The sequence below is a fragment of the Novosphingobium sp. NDB2Meth1 genome, from assembly GCF_900117425.1.
Lineage (GTDB): Bacteria > Pseudomonadota > Alphaproteobacteria > Sphingomonadales > Sphingomonadaceae > Novosphingobium.
In genome coordinates this window covers 507,691-523,374 of sequence record NZ_FPEH01000015.1, presented here as the reverse complement: position 1 = coordinate 523,374, position 15,684 = coordinate 507,691, and the positions used below count along the sequence as shown (strand labels likewise).

13 protein-coding genes and 1 tRNA gene are annotated in these 15,684 nt (G+C 66.5%); 10 read left to right on the top strand and 4 right to left on the bottom strand.

Going from position 1 to position 15,684, the window contains the following annotated elements:
- Positions 1–43 precede the first annotated feature (43 nt).
- Positions 44–1,090, top strand: coding sequence for an AraC family transcriptional regulator (locus NDB2M1_RS11920; RefSeq protein WP_072382529.1), 1,047 nt, complete (start codon positions 44–46; stop codon positions 1,088–1,090).
- On the opposite strand, the gene NDB2M1_RS11915 is transcribed toward NDB2M1_RS11920, so the two are convergent.
- The 4 genes from NDB2M1_RS11915 to NDB2M1_RS11900 form a co-directional block, all read right to left on the bottom strand.
- Positions 1,056–2,999, bottom strand: a complete 1,944-nt coding sequence (locus tag NDB2M1_RS11915; RefSeq protein ID WP_083554820.1) for a pyrroloquinoline quinone-dependent dehydrogenase — start codon at positions 2,997–2,999, stop codon at positions 1,056–1,058. The two genes, NDB2M1_RS11920 and NDB2M1_RS11915, sit on opposite strands and share 35 nt — an antisense overlap.
- A gap of 5 nt (positions 3,000–3,004) precedes the next feature.
- The gene (locus NDB2M1_RS11910; protein WP_072382527.1) at positions 3,005–4,711 is read right to left on the bottom strand and encodes an amidohydrolase; all 1,707 of its coding nucleotides are present in this window, start codon (positions 4,709–4,711) and stop codon (positions 3,005–3,007) included.
- Positions 4,712–4,779: 68 nt separating this feature from the next.
- The gene (locus NDB2M1_RS11905; RefSeq protein WP_253185859.1) at positions 4,780–7,086 is read right to left on the bottom strand and encodes a TonB-dependent receptor; all 2,307 of its coding nucleotides are present in this window, start codon (positions 7,084–7,086) and stop codon (positions 4,780–4,782) included.
- Positions 7,087–7,276: 190 nt separating this feature from the next.
- Positions 7,277–7,366 (bottom strand) — tRNA-Ser (locus tag NDB2M1_RS11900).
- A 145-nt stretch (positions 7,367–7,511) separates the two neighbouring features.
- On the opposite strand from NDB2M1_RS11900, the gene NDB2M1_RS11895 reads away from it, so the two are divergent.
- From NDB2M1_RS11895 to NDB2M1_RS22640, 9 genes are read left to right on the top strand one after another with little or no spacing between them, the layout of a single operon-like run.
- On the top strand, positions 7,512–8,570 hold the full coding sequence (locus NDB2M1_RS11895; RefSeq protein ID WP_072382668.1) for a lytic murein transglycosylase: 1,059 nt from the start codon (positions 7,512–7,514) through the stop codon (positions 8,568–8,570).
- Positions 8,554–9,540, top strand: a complete 987-nt coding sequence (locus tag NDB2M1_RS11890; protein WP_072382525.1) for an SPOR domain-containing protein — start codon at positions 8,554–8,556, stop codon at positions 9,538–9,540. The genes NDB2M1_RS11895 and NDB2M1_RS11890 overlap by 17 nt, the downstream gene beginning before the upstream one ends.
- 39 nt (positions 9,541–9,579) lie before the next feature.
- Positions 9,580–10,758, top strand: coding sequence for a D-alanyl-D-alanine carboxypeptidase family protein (locus NDB2M1_RS11885; protein WP_072382523.1), 1,179 nt, complete (start codon positions 9,580–9,582; stop codon positions 10,756–10,758).
- Positions 10,755–11,381 (top strand): dTMP kinase, encoded by a 627-nt coding sequence (gene tmk, locus NDB2M1_RS11880; RefSeq protein WP_072382521.1) that lies wholly within the window; start codon positions 10,755–10,757, stop codon positions 11,379–11,381. The genes NDB2M1_RS11885 and tmk overlap by 4 nt, the downstream gene beginning before the upstream one ends.
- Positions 11,372–12,334 (top strand): DNA polymerase III subunit delta', encoded by a 963-nt coding sequence (locus tag NDB2M1_RS11875; RefSeq protein WP_072382520.1) that lies wholly within the window; start codon positions 11,372–11,374, stop codon positions 12,332–12,334. The genes tmk and NDB2M1_RS11875 overlap by 10 nt, the downstream gene beginning before the upstream one ends.
- Before the next feature lie 36 nt (positions 12,335–12,370).
- Complete coding sequence (gene metG, locus NDB2M1_RS11870) at positions 12,371–13,933, top strand: methionine--tRNA ligase (protein ID WP_072382518.1); 1,563 nt, start codon at positions 12,371–12,373, stop codon at positions 13,931–13,933.
- Complete coding sequence (locus tag NDB2M1_RS11865) at positions 13,933–14,709, top strand: TatD family hydrolase (protein ID WP_072382516.1); 777 nt, start codon at positions 13,933–13,935, stop codon at positions 14,707–14,709. The genes metG and NDB2M1_RS11865 overlap by 1 nt, the downstream gene beginning before the upstream one ends.
- The gene (locus NDB2M1_RS11860; RefSeq protein ID WP_054122504.1) at positions 14,706–15,473 is read left to right on the top strand and encodes an MBL fold metallo-hydrolase; all 768 of its coding nucleotides are present in this window, start codon (positions 14,706–14,708) and stop codon (positions 15,471–15,473) included. Before NDB2M1_RS11865 ends, NDB2M1_RS11860 begins: the two co-directional genes overlap by 4 nt.
- Complete coding sequence (locus NDB2M1_RS22640; RefSeq protein WP_156309696.1) at positions 15,470–15,640, top strand: hypothetical protein; 171 nt, start codon at positions 15,470–15,472, stop codon at positions 15,638–15,640. The genes NDB2M1_RS11860 and NDB2M1_RS22640 overlap by 4 nt, the downstream gene beginning before the upstream one ends.
- Positions 15,641–15,684: the final 44 nt, after the last annotated feature.

Below are 15,684 nucleotides of genomic sequence, written 5' to 3'. Positions count from 1 at the left end.
CGGAGGGCAGACGCGGGGCATAGCGCATGGAACGAGGGCGGGCATGTTGAAGCCGACGATCTCGGTCCTCGTGCTGCGCCACGTGGTCAATTGCCTCGACCTTGTCGGCTGCGATCCGGAGCCGATGCTGGCCCGGTTTTCGCTCAGGCGGGACGATCTCGATAATGCGCGCGGGGTGATGCCGCTTGAGCAGTTCCTTGCCTTCCTCGAGCGCGCCGCAGCCGAGGCGGGCAACCCCTATCTCGGGCTGCAGGCGGGGCGGCTCGGCGCGCTCAACTCGCTGGGCGCATTGGGGTTCCTCTTTCTCAGCGCGCCGTCGCTGCGGGCCGCGTTCACCGGGTTTGCCGCCTATCTTGCAACGATCCAAGATGCGGCGCGCAACCGGTTCAGTGCGGACGAGGGGCTGGCCACGTTCGAGTACCAGATCACCGACCAGACCCTGCAATCGCGGCGGCAGGATGCGGAATTCTCGATCGCGATCATGCACAACATGTGCCGCCATTATGTCGGCGGCGAGTTCGAACTGACAGACGTGCGCTTCGAGCATTCGTGCGTGGGGGACGAACGGGTCTACCGCGAATTCTTCCGGTGTCCGGTGTTCTTCGATTCCGAAACCAATGCCTTCACGTTCGAGGCGCGCTTTCTGGAGTGGACCAGCCCGGTGATCGATCCGGAGCTGTTCCCGATCGTCGAGGAGCATCTGCGCCGGCGCGCCGGGGAGACTGTACGCCGGGGAACGTCGCTCGGCGCCGTGGTGCGGGCGCTGGAGGCCAGTCCGCTCGACAGCGCGCCGCAACTGGAGGACGTGGCGGCGGCAATGGGGGTCTCGGCGGCAACCCTCAGCCGCAGGCTGCGCGCGCAAGGGCTGCGCTGGCGGGATCTGGTCAACGAGCGGCGCATGCAGGCGGCGGCGCGGCTGCTCAGGCAAAGCAGGCGCGATGTGGCGGAAATCGCGCTGGCGGTGGGATTTGCCGAAAGCGCGAGCTTTATCCGCCGGTTCGGGCGCCACTTCGGGATGACGCCGCAGGCCTATCGGCGCGCGGGCTGCGAGGATCTCAGCGCAGCGCAAACGCCACCAGCGCATCGCTGAGCTTTGTGCCGAAGCCGCCGTGGCCGCCGGCATTGACAACGACGTATTGCTTTCCGTCAGTGTGGCGGAAGGTCATCGGCGTGGCGGTGGCGGGCGCGGGGACGAAGGCCTGCCACAGTTCGCGCCCGGTCTGGATATCGTAGGCGCGCAGCCGGCTGTCGAGGCTGGCGCCGATGAAGACGAGGCCGCCGCGTGTGACGATGGGGCCACCCTGATTGGGCGCGCCCCATGCGGCAGGCGAAGTGATGCCGCTGGAGGTGGTGAGGCGGCCGAAGGGGACTTGCCAGCGGGTCTGGCCGGTCTTCATGTCGATGGCGGTGAGGCGGCCCCATGGCGGCGGATTGCAGGGTATGCCGAGCGGGGACATGAGGACTTCGCGCAGCATCACATAAGGCGAGCCTTGCATCTCGTAGTACGAAACGCCGGGGTGCAGGTCGCGCCCTGGATCGAACTTGGCGCGGGGGACAAGGCGGACCGAGGCGGCTAGGTTCGAGGAATTGACGACGGCAAGTCCGGTCGTCGGATCGTAGGCCAGTCCGCCCCAGTTGGTGCCGCCGAGGAAGCTGGGATGGAGCAGCGAACCGCCGATGCTGGGCGGGGTGAACAGGCCTTCATTACGCAGGGCCTTGAGGCGTGTATGGCAAGCGGCGGTGTCGAAACCAAGCAGACCCCATGCATCTTCGGGGCGCAGGCGCTGCGAGGTGACGGCATGGGGCAGGAGCGGCATGGGCTGGGTGGGCGAGGCGCGTTCGCCGGGCATGGTGCTGGCGGGTACGCGGCGTTCAGCGACGGGGAACAGCGGCTTGCCGGTCTCGCGGTCGAGCACGAAGATGTTGCCGGTCTTTGTCGCCTGGATGACGGCCTCGGCGGGGCGGCCGTTGTGGTCGATGGTGGCGAGCGTGGGGGCAGCCGGCAGATCATAGTCCCACAGGTCATGGTGGACGGTCTGGTAGGACCACACCTTGCGGCCGGTGCGCATGTCGAGCGCGACGACGGCGTCGGCATCGGGGATGCGGTCCAGACGGTTGACGCCGAGCGTGTCCCAGCTGGCGCTGCCGGTGGGGAGGAACAGCCAGCCCCGTTTGGCATCGACCGACAGCGGCGCCCAGGCATTGGCCGCGCCGGTGACGGCGGATATGTCGTCGGGGATCGGATTCCATGACCACAGCGGCTTGCCGGTGACAACGTCGAAGGCACGGACGATACCGTCGAGCGAATTGCGGTACATGTTGTCCTGCACCGCGGTGCCGAGCGCGACGACATTGCCCCAGACGGCAGGCGGGGAGGTATTGGCGGGCTTGCCTTCGCCCTTGTAGTCCATCGCGCCGAGATCGACGTGGCCGTTCTGGCCGAATTCGGCGCAGAGGCGCCCGGTATCGGCGTCGAGCGCATGGAGCACAGCATTCTGCGCGCCGTAGAGGATGCGCTTGCCGCAGGGCTGTGCGCGCGTGGCGGGGTCGGGCGCCTGCCAGTAGGCGACGCCGCGGCAGTAGTTCTCGTGGTACATGTTGCCGGTGCGCGGCTTCTTCGGGTCGAACGACCAGAGCTCGCGGCCAGTGGCAGGATCGAGCGCGACGGCGCGGCCATAGGGCGTGCAGCCGTAGAGGCGGGCGTTGACGTAGATCGGCGTCATTTCGCCGACGGTGGCGTCTACCTGTTCGGTGCCGGTGGAGACTTCGCCCGAGTGCCAGGTCCATGCCTTGCGGAGGCTGGCGACGTTGGCGGTGTTGATCTGATCGAGCGACGAGTATTTGGTCGAGGACGACTGGCCGCCGTAGCTCGGCCATTCGGAGGCCTGTGCCTCGACGGTTGCAATATCGCCGCGGGACGCGACAGGCGGTAGATCAGGGGCGCGCTGGCAAGCGGCGAGGCCGGAGAGAAGGGCAAGGCAGACGAGGCGCCGCCACATCGGGTTCAGCCCTTGGTCCGCGTGAAGATCGGCTTGCCGCCTACCCACGTCTCCAGAACCGTGGTGCTGTGGATTTCGGTGACGGGGATGGCGAAGGGATCGCGGTCGAGCACGAGGAAATCGGCGTACTTGCCCACCTCAAGTGCGCCCGCCTTGTCGGCAAGCCCCATGCGCTTGGCCGCGTTGATGGTGAACATGGTGATCGCTTGGCTGAGCGTAATCGCCTCGGCAAGGCCGTAGCTGCGTGTGCCGCCGCCGGGATTGCGGCGGGTGACGGCGGTCTCGATGCCGATCCACGGGTTGGGGGTGGGCACGACCGCCCAGTCCGAACCTGCGATCACCAGTGCATCGGCGGCAAAGCCTTCGCGGATCGGCCAGACGCGGTCGATGCGCGGGCTGCCGACGGCGCTGGTGATGTCGTCGTTGATCGGCTGCGGGTCCCACAGATAGGGAGAGAACTCGACTGCGGCGTTGAGCGCCCTGAAGCGCGGCAGGTCGGTGGGGTCGACGAAGGTGGAATGACCGACCTGATGCAGCGGACCCCCTAACCCATTGGCTTTGCGCGCGGCTTCGATGGCATCGAGCGAGGCGCGCACGGCGCGGTCTCCGGCGGCGTGGAAGAGGACGGTGACGCCAAGCTTGTCCCACCGGGTGACATCCCTGGCCATTGCGGCGGGATCGAACAGCAGGAGGCCGCGCGCCGGAGCGTTGGGCTGGCCGGCCTGATAATCGGCCAGCATGGCGCCAGTGTGGCTTTCGGTGGGGACGCCATCGGCGAAAACCTTCACGCAGTTGGCGTTGAAAGTGGCGCGGGCGAACTTCGCGCGGTCCGCCAGCGTCTGGTCGAAGGCCGGATTGGGGCGGCCGGATTCGGAATAGGCGATGCAGGCCTGCACGCGTTGCTTGAGCACGCCCTTGTCGGCGAGAGCCGCGTAGACTTCAAGGTCGTCGCGGTAGGCCATCGCCTCGACATAGCCGACGACGCCGAAGCCTGCGAGCATGGCGAGGTGCGCGGAAAGCTGGCGCTCGGTTTCGGCCCGCGGCTGCGGCGGAACCTTGACGGTGAGCAGGCGGCCGGCGGTCTCGCGCAGGATGCCGGTAGGATTGCCCTTCTCGTCGCGCTCGATGATGCCGCCTTCGGGGTTGGGCGTACCGGGGCCGATGCCCGCGGCGGCCAGCGCGCGCGAATTGGCCCAGACGCTGTGGCCGCTCACGTCGAACAGCATGAGCGGATTATCGGGCGAGACGGCATCGAGCGTCGCGGCGGTGATCGGCGTGCCGGTCATCAGCGAGGCCTGCCACTGGCCGCCGCTGACCCAGTCGCCGGGCTTGGTGGCCTTCACGCATGCGGCCACGAGCTCGAGCAGGCGCTGTGGTCCCGCATCCTGCGGCACCCGGCAGCGGCCTTCATCACCCTTGGCCTGCAGCACAGGGTGGACATGCATGTCGTAGAGGCCAGGCATGACGGTGCGGCCCTTGAGATCGACGACCTTGGCCCCGGCGCGCGGCCAGCCCTTTGCCTGCGCGGCAGTCCCGATGCGCACGATCCGCTGGCCGGCCACATCCATCGCGCTGCGCCAGCCTTGGGGGGTGTAGATATGGCCGTTGATGAAGCGCGTCACCGGCCTGGGAGCGGCTCTTGCGGCCGCGGGGAGGGTCGGAACCAGCGCAGCGATAGCGGCAGCGGCAAGCAGGCGGCGCATGGTCTTCATTCCGGCGGTCTCCCGAGGGTCCGTCAGCGCCACCCGCCTTGATCGGCGGTGCAGCGCAGCAGGGTGTCTTACATGCGGTAGCTGGCGGTCACGCCGAAGGTGCGCGGCCGCAGCGTTTCCCGGCGGAAGAACTCGAACGGGTTCTGTGCCCGCTCGCGCCGGGTCCAGGTGGCCTTGTCGAGGATGTTGTTGACGAACAGCGAGATGTCGAAGTTGCCCGGACGTACGCCGATCCGCGCCGACCAGAAGGCAACCGCAGGCGGCAGGGTGAGCGCGGTGTCGATCGCGCCGTTGGCCGGATTGAGGTAGGGCGGCAGCTTGGTCTGCTTCGAGCGGTAGTCGAAGTCCGACCGGACATAGCCGCCCTTCTCGCGGAACACGTCGAAATCGTACTGGGCGTGGAACGATGCCGTCCACGGTGCGCCAAGCACGGCATCGCCCTTGCTGACAAACGGCGCAGCAGCGGTCGGGCCGCCGCGCACGGTGTCGCGGAACTGCGCATCGACGTAGCCGATCTCGGCCTGCAGGGTGAGGCGATTGGTCGGGCGGACTTCGAGCTGCAAGTCGAAGCCGCGGCTGCGTGCCTTGCCGAGGTTGTTGGTGAACTGGAAGCCGCAGGAATTGAGCGCGACCGCCTGCTGGATGTCGTTCCAGTCGATCTGATAGACGCTCGCCTGCACGCTGCCGAGCCCGCCGAACTTGCTCTTCACGCCGAGTTCGTAGCTCCACACCGAGTCCGACTTGAAGTTGGTCGGGCGCCCGTTCGGATAGCCGATGCTGGCAAGCTCGGGACCGCAGAACGTGCCGACCTGCGGGTTGTAGCCGCCGACACGGAAGCCGCGCGAGGCCGAAGCATAGACCAGCGTATCGGGCGTCGCCTGATAGTTGAGGCCGAACTTGGGCGTGATCGGGTTTTCGCTCTGGCGGCCGCGGTCATCCACCAGCGGGCCGACGACAAAGCCTTGCGCCACCGAGCGGATCGTGAAGACGGTGTGGCTGTAGCGCAGACCGGCGATGGCCGAGAGCTTGTCGGTGAACTTGTAGGTGACCTGCCCGAAGACCGCCGCCTGCTCGTCGGTCGAGACCGCATTCTGGTCGTAGACCGAGAAGTCGGCGACCGGGCTGGGGGCGCCGAACAGGTACACCGGCAGGTAGGGATCGGTCACGACCTGCAGCGAAGTCTGCTGCGCGTGCGAGTAGAACCCGCCGAGCACCCAGGTCAGCGGGCTCGAGGGATTGTTCGATTGCAGACGCAGCTCGCCCGTCCAGTTCTTCTGCGCGACGAGGAAGTCTGATGGCGCGTTCTGCTCGGGGAAGAAGGGCAGGGCGTTGACGCCTGTGAACAGGGTCTGGTCGAAGTTGGTGTAGTCCTGCACGAAGGACTGCTTGCGATCGAAGTAGGAGCCCACGGCGATCACATCGACGCCGCCGAGACCGACACTGACATTGAGCGAAGCCAAGGTGAAGCGGTCCCGGCTCGTTTCGGCAAGCTGGTTGGCGTTGCGGAACACATGGTTGTCGTAGTCGGAGTAGACTTCCCAGCTCTCGCCGCTGTCGGCCGCCTTGATGTTCTGGTAGTAGACTGCGGGTGTGATCTTGACGTTGTCGACCGGCTGCCAGGTCAGCGCGATGCGGCCGACGTAGCTGTCGGTGGAGTTGGCGTTCTTCTGGACGACCCGATTGGTGAACGAGCTGATCCGGTCGACCCAGCCCCCATCGCGGCGATAGTAGCCGCTGGCGGCGATGCCGAGCTTGCCGGCAATGATCGGCGCGCTGATCGAGACACCGCCTTCGCCGCTCGCCGCGCCATGCTGGGTAGCGGCACCTTCGGCGCGGCCATAGACCTTGATCGCGTCAAGGCTGGGCTGCTGCGTGATGAAGCGCACCGTGCCGCCTTCCGAACCCGCGCCGAACAGCGTCCCCTGCGGTCCGCGCAGCACTTCGATGCGGTCGAGATCGAACACGACCGGATAGGCATTGCCGCCGCCGTAGCCGAGCTGGCGGATCTGGATCGGCACGTCGTCGATGTAGATGCCGGTGGTGGCCGCGCCGACGGACGAATTCACGCCGCGGATCGCGATGTTCGTGGTGGTGTTCGATCTCTCGAAAGCGACGCCCGGCGTCTGGCGGATCACGTCGTTGAAGGTGCGGATGCCCCGGCTGTCGAGCGCCTCGCGGGAAAGCGCGCTGACGCTCAGGGGGACCTTGTTGATGCTCTCGCTCTTGCGGGTGGCGGTGACGATGATCTCGCCGCTGTCGGCGCTGCCGGCCGCGCTGTCATCGGCTGCGGCGGATTGCGCCATCGCCGCATCGGCCAAGATGAGCCCGGCGAGAGCTGTCGTCGCTGCGAGAAGGTTGGCGCTGCGCCTCATCATTATCTGGAACTCCCCTGTTCTGGCCCGCGTCTGCCTTGGCGACGCGAAGTCCATTCCGGAGCTAGGCTATGGATGAGGCGGAAAATGCCATTGACCCGAACTGGCAATACGCGGACCAGTTGCACGATCCGGCATATCCTGCAGGCCCGGACGCATGGTTGGCCACATTTGCCAAGGTGCGCGCGAGGTCTGGCGGACAGGGTGGGATTCGAACCCACGGTGAGCTTCCACCCACGGCGGTTTTCAAGACCGCTGCCTTAAACCACTCGGCCACCTGTCCACAGCGCTTTTGTGCGCGAGCAATGCCGATAGCGGGCTGGGCAAGTCTCGCAAGAGGTTTTGCATGGGGGCCTGAGGCACTTCCCACGCAATTCATCGATTGAGGGATTCCCAGCATGGCCGTGCTGTGCGACTGTGACGCCGCGATGGAGTTGCCGATCCGTTTTCGTGTTCCCCTTACGCTCGGCCTGGTTCGGGCCGGGTTTGCCGCGCTGGCGCTGTCGTTGCTCGCAGGCCCGGCCGGCGCGCAGGGCGATGATGCGGCGGCGGGCTTTCAGGGGTATCTTCAGTATCTGGCAGCCAAAGCGCGGGCCGAGGGCGTCCGCGAGGAGACCATCAGCTCGGTCATGACAGGCCTGACCGAGAATCCCCGGGTTATCGCACTAGATCGGGCGCAACCGGGTACGTCATCGTCGATCCCGGCCTTTGCAGGCTATCGCCGCACGCACGTCGATGCGGCGCGGATCGGTGGCGGGCGGCGGCAGTACCTCGCCTCGGCGGACTATCTCGCCGGGATCGAGCAGCGCTACGGCGTGCCGCCCAAGATCGTGCTGGCGATCTGGGGGCACGAGACGAACTACGGATCCTACACCGGCGATTTCGATCTGGCGCGTTCGCTCGCCACGCTGGCCTATGAGGGCCGACGGCGGGCGCTGTTTGCCGACGAATTCATCGCGCTGCTCAAGATGGTCGACCGGGGCGTGCCGCGAGCCAAGCTGGTGGGAAGCTGGGCCGGTGCCTTCGGCAATCCGCAGTTCCTGCCGAGCGTTTATCTGCGCGTGGCGCAGGACGGTGATGGCGATGGCTTCGCCGACATCTGGTCGAGCAAGCCGGACACGCTTGCCTCGATCGCCAACTACTTCCGCGACGCGGGCTGGCGGCCGGGAGAGCCTTGGGGCGTGGCGGCGGATGTGACCTTGCCGCTGGACCGGCCCGCGCTGGGCACGGCGCTCGCCAGTCCGCGCTGTCCGCAGGTCTTCGCGCGGCATTCGCAGTGGAAGACCGTGCGCGAATGGAAGGCCCTTGGCGTGATCCCGCGCGCGCCGACCTTGGCGGATGATACGCTCGCCAGCCTGCTCGAACCCGATGGCGCCGGGCAGACCGCCTACCTGCTAACCGGAAATTATCGAGTTATCCTCGATTACAACTGCTCGAATCTCTACGCCCTCTCGGTGGGACTTCTGGCTGATGAAATTGCCCGTTAACAGGAACAACGGCGTGCTCGCGCTGGCGATGGTGCTGGCGCTGGGTGCAGGCCTTGCCGATCCGGTGACCGCGCGTGACCGCAAGGCCGCCGCGCCGGACGTGTCGGGGCCGGCGGGCGACTATCCGGTGACTTTGGGTGAACCTTTCGTGGTGGACGGGGTGACCTATACTCCGGCAGACACGCTCAACTACGACGCCGTCGGCAAGGCGGTGGCGATGGGCACCGATGAAGGCGGGGCCGGGCGGATCAATGGCGCGCACCGCACGCTGCCGGTGCCGAGCTACGTTGAAGTGACTTCGCTTTCCAGTGGCCGGACCATCCTCGTGCGGATCGATCGGCGTGGGCCGATGAGCGGTGAGGGGCTGGTGGCGCTCTCGCCGATGGCGTGGTCGCAGCTTGGCCTCCCGGGGGACGCCTCGGCGCCGGTGCGCGTGCGCCGGGTCAATCCGCCGGAGCCCGAACGGGCGCTGCTCCGGACAGGACAGGCCGCGCCGCAGCGGATGGATACACCGCCCGGCCTGCTCGCCGCGCTGCGCCGCAAACTGGGGCTGGAGCCGCCGGTGGGCGATCTGCCGGTGACCATCCGCCCGGCGGAAGTCGCACCGGGAGCGCCCAAGCCGCCTGCACCCGCCAAGCCCGCCGTGAAGATCGCGAAGAAGCCAACGCCAGAGCCGCAGGTGAAGCCGGCTCCAAAGGCTGAGGTAGCAACCGCTCCCAAGCCTGCCGCGCCGCCAGAGCCGCCCAAGCGTCCCGCCGCGGCCGCAGGTCGATACTACGTGCAGATCGGCGCTTTCTCGCAGCGCGGCAATGCCGAAGCGGCGGCGCGCAAGGCAGGCGGGTCGATGGTTCAGGCAGGTTCGCTATGGCGCGTGCGCAGCGGGCCGTTTTCCGCCGGGGATGAGGCAGAGCGCGGACTGGCGAAGGCCCGCGCCGCGGGCTATGCGGGTGCCCGGATCGTACGCGACTAGAAAGGTCGGCGCGGTCCCGCATCAGCAGAGGACCCGCGCTTGCCTTCGAGGACCCTGACCGCCGCCGTTATCGCCGCGCTGGCCGCACTGCCCGTGCATGCGGCAGCGCCTGAAGCACCAGCAGCGCCGCACGCCGCGCTGGCCATGCCCCAGGTTTCGGCCCCCATCGCGCTGCTGATCGATGTCAACGGCGGCCGCGTGCTGTTCGAACGCCAGTCGCATCGACGCTTCGTCCCCGCCTCGCTCACCAAGATCATGACGAGCTATGTCGCTTTCGAGCTGATCAAGGCCGGCAAGCTAAAGCTCGGCCAGCGCTTCACGATGAGCCACGACGCCTTCAAGAAGTGGCACCGGGTGGGCAGCACGATGTTCCTTGCCGATGGCAGCGATACCTCGGTGGCAGAACTGCTTGAGGGCATCGTCACCGTCTCGGCCAATGATGGCTGCGTGGTGCTGGCGGAAGGCGCGGTTGGCAGCGTCGGTGCGTGGACCGAGCTGATGAACGCCGAGGCAAAAAAACTTGGCCTCAAGGACACGCACTACAACACCGCCAACGGCTGGATGGACGAGGGCAATACCTACGTCTCCGCCGCCGATCTTGCCACCTTGAGCACGGCGCTGATCACGCGGCACCCCGATCTCTATGCCCGCTTCTACGGACACGAGAGGCTGTCGTTTCGCGGCATCGAGCAGCCCAACCACAACCCGCTCTACGGCCATGTGCAAGGCGCGGACGGGGTGAAGACTGGCTTCACCAACGAGGCGGGGTATGGCCTTGTCGGCTCGGCGATCCGGGGCGGGCGGCGGCTGATGATGGTCGTCGGCGGCTATGACAACGGCAAGGTCCGCGCCAAGGAATCGCGCGATTTCATGGAATGGGGCTTTGCCGCGTTCGAGGAGCATCCGCTGTTTGCGGCGGGTGCAAAGATCGGAACCGCGAAAGTGCAAGGCGGCGAAGCGCGCAGCGTCGGACTGGTGGCGCCGCATCCGCTGGCGTTGACCCTGCCGCGCGGGCAGAACGCAAGGTATTCGCTCAGCTTGCGCTACAAGGGTCCGGTGCGCGCGCCGATCGCCAAGGGGGATGAAGTCGCCAGCCTCGTCGTTCGCGTGCCGGGCGAGGGCGAGACGCGCCTGCCGCTGGTGGCAGCGGAGGCGGTGCCGGAGGCAGGCACGCTGGCGCGGCTGCGCAATGGCCTGCTGGCGATGCTGGGGCAATGACGGGCCGCTTCATCGTCTTCGAGGGCGGGGAGGGCGTCGGCAAATCGACCCAGAGCTGTCTGCTGGCCGAGGCGCTCAGGGGAAGGGGGCTCGACGTCGTCACCACCCGCGAGCCGGGCGGAACGCCGGGCGCCGAGGCGATCCGGGCCATGCTGCTCGACAAGGACGGGCCAGGCTGGGGGGCAAGGGCAGAAGCATTGCTGTTTGCGGCGGCGCGGGCCGACCATGTCGAGACCTTGATCCGACCGGCGCTGGCGCGCGGCGCGTGGGTTGTCTGCGACCGCTATCTCGACAGCAGCAGAGCCTATCAGGGGGGCGGCAGCGGACTGGAGGACGCCGACATCCTCACGCTCCACCGGATCGGAAGCGCGGGGCTCCTGCCCGATTGCACGGTACTGTTGACGCTCGATCCCGCCGAGGCGGCCGCCCGCGTGGCGAAGCGCGATGCAGGGGCACTCGACCGGATCGGTGGGCGTGCCGAGGACTACCATGCCCGGGTGGCGGCGGCTTTCCGGTGCTTCGCGGAAGCGGAGCCGGAGCGCTTTGCCTTGATCGCCGCAGAAGGCGCGCCGGACGAGGTTCATGCGCGCGTGCTGGCAGCGGTGGACAGCCGATGCGGCTGATCGGGCACGACGAGGCGTGGCGCGTGTGGCGCGCGGCGCGGGCCGGACAGCGCATGCACCACGGCTGGATTCTGGCAGGACGCGAAGGTCTCGGCAAAGCGAGCTTTGCGCGCGCGGCGGCGGCAGAACTGGTTGCCGAACCCGGTGTGTCCCAACCTGCGCCCGAGGTTCATCCCGATATCCACGTACTCGAGCCGCTGCCCAGCAACGAGGACGAGGCCAAGAAGCGCGACGAGGGCAAGGCCTATACGCGCAAGCGCAATATCAGCGTCGACCAGATCCGCGGCGTGCAGCGGCGTCTGGTGACGCGGCCCACATTGGGGGCGCGCCGCGCGGTGATCATCGATGCCGCGGACGACCTTGAAAAAGGCGCCGTCAACGCGCTGCTCAAAAGCCTTGAGGAGCCGCCGGCGGGCACGTTCTTCCTGCTCGTGACGCACCAGATCGGGCGGCTCCTGCCCACCGTGCGCTCGCGCTGCACGGTACTGCGGTTTCATCCGCTGGAGCCGGAGGAGATGGCGCGGGCATTGCGGGAGGCAGCGCCGGAGCTCAGCGGCGGCGCGCTTGAAGCGGCCATCGCGGCGGGAAGCGGCGCGCCCGGTACGGCCCTTGCCTTTGCCGAAATGGACCTCGGCGGCGCGTGGCAGATCATGGCGCGGCTGGTGGCCGAGGGTGATCTGGACCTGGCACTGCGCGGGGAGTTGTCTACATCGCTCGGCATGCGGCCTGATCGCGAGCGTTTGCTGGCAGCTATCGAGGTCGCGCGCCGTGTGCTGGTGGCCGCCATGGCGCGCAGCGACGATGCGGCCCGGTTGCGGATCGTCGAGGCACATGCCGCCTTGGCGACGCTCGCCGGGCAAGCGCCGACCTACAACTTCGAACCCGCGCTGCTGCTTCTGGAAATCGGCGGCTTGCTGGCATCGGTGGCGCGCACTAGGGAGAACGCGGCCTGAGATCGGCCTCCCATCAGCCAAGGACAATCGCAGCCCATGGGCGAGCCCTATTACATCACGACCGCGATCAGCTATCCCAACGGCAAGCCGCATATCGGCCATGCCTATGAGGCGATTGCCGCCGACGTCATCGCGCGCTTCCAGAAGGCGATGGGCCGCGACGTGCGCTTCCAGACCGGGACCGACGAGCACGGCTTGAAGATGGCCCAGAAGGCGCGCGAACTCGGCATCACGCCCGCCGAGCTGGCTGACGAAATGACCAGTCATTTCATTGCGATGGCTGATGCTCTCAATGTCGAATACGACCTATTCATCCGGACTACCGAACCCCGCCATCATGCCTCCACGCAGGAGCTGTGGCGGCGGATGGAAGCGAACGGTGACCTCTATCTTGACCGCTACGAGGGCTGGTACTCGGTGCGCGACGAGGCCTATTACGACGCGAGCGAACTGATCGACGGGGAAGGGGGGGAGAAGCTCTCCCCGCAGGGCACTCCTGTCGAATGGACGGTTGAGGAAAGCTGGTTCTTCCGCCTCTCGAAGTACCAGGAACCGCTGCTGGCGCTGTTCCGCGAGAACGCTGACTTCATCCGCCCGGAAAGCCGCCGCAACGAAATGATCGCGTTCGTCAGCCAGGGACTGCGCGATCTGTCGGTTTCGCGCACGAGCTTTGACTGGGGAGTCAAGGTGCCGGGCAGCGACAACCATGTGATGTACGTCTGGGTCGATGCGCTGACCAACTATATCACCGGCCTCGGTTTCCCCGACGAAACAGGCGATTACGCGAGATACTGGCCTGCCGATCTGCACTTGATCGGCAAGGACATCGTGCGCTTTCACACGATCTACTGGCCGGCGTTCCTGATGAGCGCTGGCCTGCCGGTGCCCAAGCAGGTTTTCGGCCACGGCTTCCTGCTCAACCGGGGGCAGAAGGAATCGAAGTCGCTGGGCAATGTGACCGATCCGCTGGCACTCGCCGAGCGCTTCGGGGTCGATACGCTGCGCTACTTCCTGATACGCGATGTGGTGTTCGGGCAGGACGGATCCTATTCCCCCGAAGCCATCGTCACGCGTTGCAATGCCGAGCTTGCCAACAGTTACGGCAATCTGGTGCAGCGCACACTTTCCATGATTTTCAAGAACATGGACGGTGAATTGGTGAAGTTTACGAGCGCAGAAGCCGACGACAAGCTGCTTGCGACCGTGTTCGAGGCTTGCCACGACGAACTGCCGCGCGAGTTCGCCGCGCTGAACTTCTCGGCCGGGATCGACGCGTGGATGCGCGCCGTGTTCGCCTGCAACCAGTATGTCGACGAGCAGGCGCCTTGGGCACTGCGCAAGAGCGAACCCGAGCGGATGCGCGCCGTGTTGATGACGCTGTTCATGGCGATCCGCGATCTGACCATTGCGATCCGTCCGGTTGTGCCAACTGCGGCCGACAAGGTGCTGGACCAGCTTGGGATTCCGGGTGACGAGCGCGGCATCACGGCACTGCCCAAGGCGGACTGGTTTCTTGCGCGCGTGGCAACCGGCGAACGGCTCGCCTCGCCGAGTCCGGCATTCCCGCGGCTCGAACTCGCAGAGGACGAGGCCGGCTGATGCTGATCGATTCGCATTGCCACCTCAATTACAAGGGCCTGATCGAAACGCAGGCCGACGTGCTGGCGCGGGCGCGGGCGCGCGGGGTGCAGGGCTTCCTCAATATCTCGACGCGGCAGAGCGAATGGCAAGCCGTGGTTGCCACGGCGCACCGCGAGCCGGACGTCTGGGCCAGCATCGGCATTCACCCGCATGAGGCCGACGCCCACGCCGACCTCGGCGCAGAGGCGCTGCGGCAGGCTGCGGCCGACCTCAAAGTGATCGCGATCGGCGAGACCGGGCTCGACTACTACTACGACCATTCGGACCGGCAGGTGCAGCAGGACCTGTTCCGCGTCCACATCGGCGTGGCGCGCGAAACCGGCCTGCCTATCGTGATCCACACGCGCGATGCGGAGGATGACACACTGCGAATTCTTCGCGAGGAAATGGCCAAGGGCGCGTTTCCGGCGCTGATCCATTGCTTTACCGCCAGTGCCGAATTCGGTCGCGGGGTGCTCGATCTGGGGCTGACGATCTCGATCTCCGGCATTGTCACGTTCAAGAATGCCAAGGACTTGCAGGCCTTTGCTGCCGAAGTGCCTGATGACCGGCTGCTGGTCGAAACCGATGCACCGTTCCTCGCGCCGGTGCCGCATCGGGGCAAGGTCTGCGAGCCCGCGTTTGTTTCCGACACCTGCGCCTTTGTCGCGAACTTGCGGGGGACAACGGGGGAAGCGCTGGCCGAGCAGACTGGCGCGAACTTCTTCCGCCTGTTCACCAAGGCGTGGGCATGAAGCTCACCGTCCTCGGTTCCGGAACATCGACCGGCGTACCGCGCATCGGCAATGACTGGGGCGATTGCGACCCGGAGGAGCCACGCAATCGGCGGACGCGCGTGGCCATCATGGTGGAAGGCGCCGATGGCGGGCGCATTCTGGTCGATACGCCGACGGATCTTCGGCACCAGTTGCTGGCGACAGGTATTGGGCGCATCGATGGTGTCGTGTGGACGCATGACCATGCCGACCATACGCATGGCATCGACGATCTCAGGCCGCTGCGCATGGGCCGCGGCGCGCCGATCCCGGGCTATGCGGCGGACGAGACGGTGCGACGGCTGCGCCAGCGTTTCGGTTATGTCTTTGCCGGGCAACATGGCTATCCGACGATCTGCAATCTCGATAACCTGGACCGTGTGCGGATGGTTGCCGGGATCGGCGTTTCGCATTGCCAGATGCCGCATGGCCCTGCGCAGACGACTGCTTTCCGTTTCGATCAAGATGGTAAATCAATCGGTTATGCGACGGACTTTAGTGCAATTACTGGGGAAATGGTCGCGCTGTTCGACCGCGTCGACGTGCTTGTGGTGGATGCGTTGCGGCGGCAACCGCATCCGACGCATGCGCATCTGGCGATGTCGCTCGAACTGATCGAAGCATGCAGGGCCGGACACGCCGTGCTTACGCATCTCGACAAGAGCATGGATTACCGGACACTCTGCGACGAGACACCGGCGCATGTCGAGCCGGGCTATGATGGCATGGAGATCGAGCTGTGACGCCCGACAAGGTGGTCGCCGTGATCGGGATCGTGATGGCGCTGGTGCTCGTGCTGGCAAACGGCAGGCTGCGCGGGTTGAAGCTTTCGTCGGGCATGATGATGGCGGGGGCGTGGGTGGTTATCATTCTCGCTGTGGCAGTCGCGTTTGCGGGGTTTCGACGCTGACTGGCCCAGGCTTCATTTAACATAATAAATATTATCGAACTCAA

Excerpts from the sequence above, each read along its gene's own strand:
- NDB2M1_RS11920 (WP_072382529.1), top strand. The coding sequence starts at position 44 with ATGTTGAAGCCGACGATCTCGGTCCTCGTGCTGCGCCACGTGGTCAAT.
- NDB2M1_RS11915 (WP_083554820.1), bottom strand. The coding sequence starts at position 2,999 with ATGTGGCGGCGCCTCGTCTGCCTTGCCCTTCTCTCCGGCCTCGCCGCT.
- NDB2M1_RS11910 (WP_072382527.1), bottom strand. The coding sequence starts at position 4,711 with ATGAAGACCATGCGCCGCCTGCTTGCCGCTGCCGCTATCGCTGCGCTG.
- NDB2M1_RS11905 (WP_253185859.1), bottom strand. The coding sequence starts at position 7,086 with ATGATGAGGCGCAGCGCCAACCTTCTCGCAGCGACGACAGCTCTCGCC.
- NDB2M1_RS11895 (WP_072382668.1), top strand. The coding sequence starts at position 7,512 with ATGGAGTTGCCGATCCGTTTTCGTGTTCCCCTTACGCTCGGCCTGGTT.
- NDB2M1_RS11890 (WP_072382525.1), top strand. The coding sequence starts at position 8,554 with ATGAAATTGCCCGTTAACAGGAACAACGGCGTGCTCGCGCTGGCGATG.
- tmk (WP_072382521.1), top strand. The coding sequence starts at position 10,755 with ATGACGGGCCGCTTCATCGTCTTCGAGGGCGGGGAGGGCGTCGGCAAA.
- NDB2M1_RS11875 (WP_072382520.1), top strand. The coding sequence starts at position 11,372 with ATGCGGCTGATCGGGCACGACGAGGCGTGGCGCGTGTGGCGCGCGGCG.
- metG (WP_072382518.1), top strand. The coding sequence starts at position 12,371 with ATGGGCGAGCCCTATTACATCACGACCGCGATCAGCTATCCCAACGGC.
- NDB2M1_RS11865 (WP_072382516.1), top strand. The coding sequence starts at position 13,933 with ATGCTGATCGATTCGCATTGCCACCTCAATTACAAGGGCCTGATCGAA.
- NDB2M1_RS11860 (WP_054122504.1), top strand. The coding sequence starts at position 14,706 with ATGAAGCTCACCGTCCTCGGTTCCGGAACATCGACCGGCGTACCGCGC.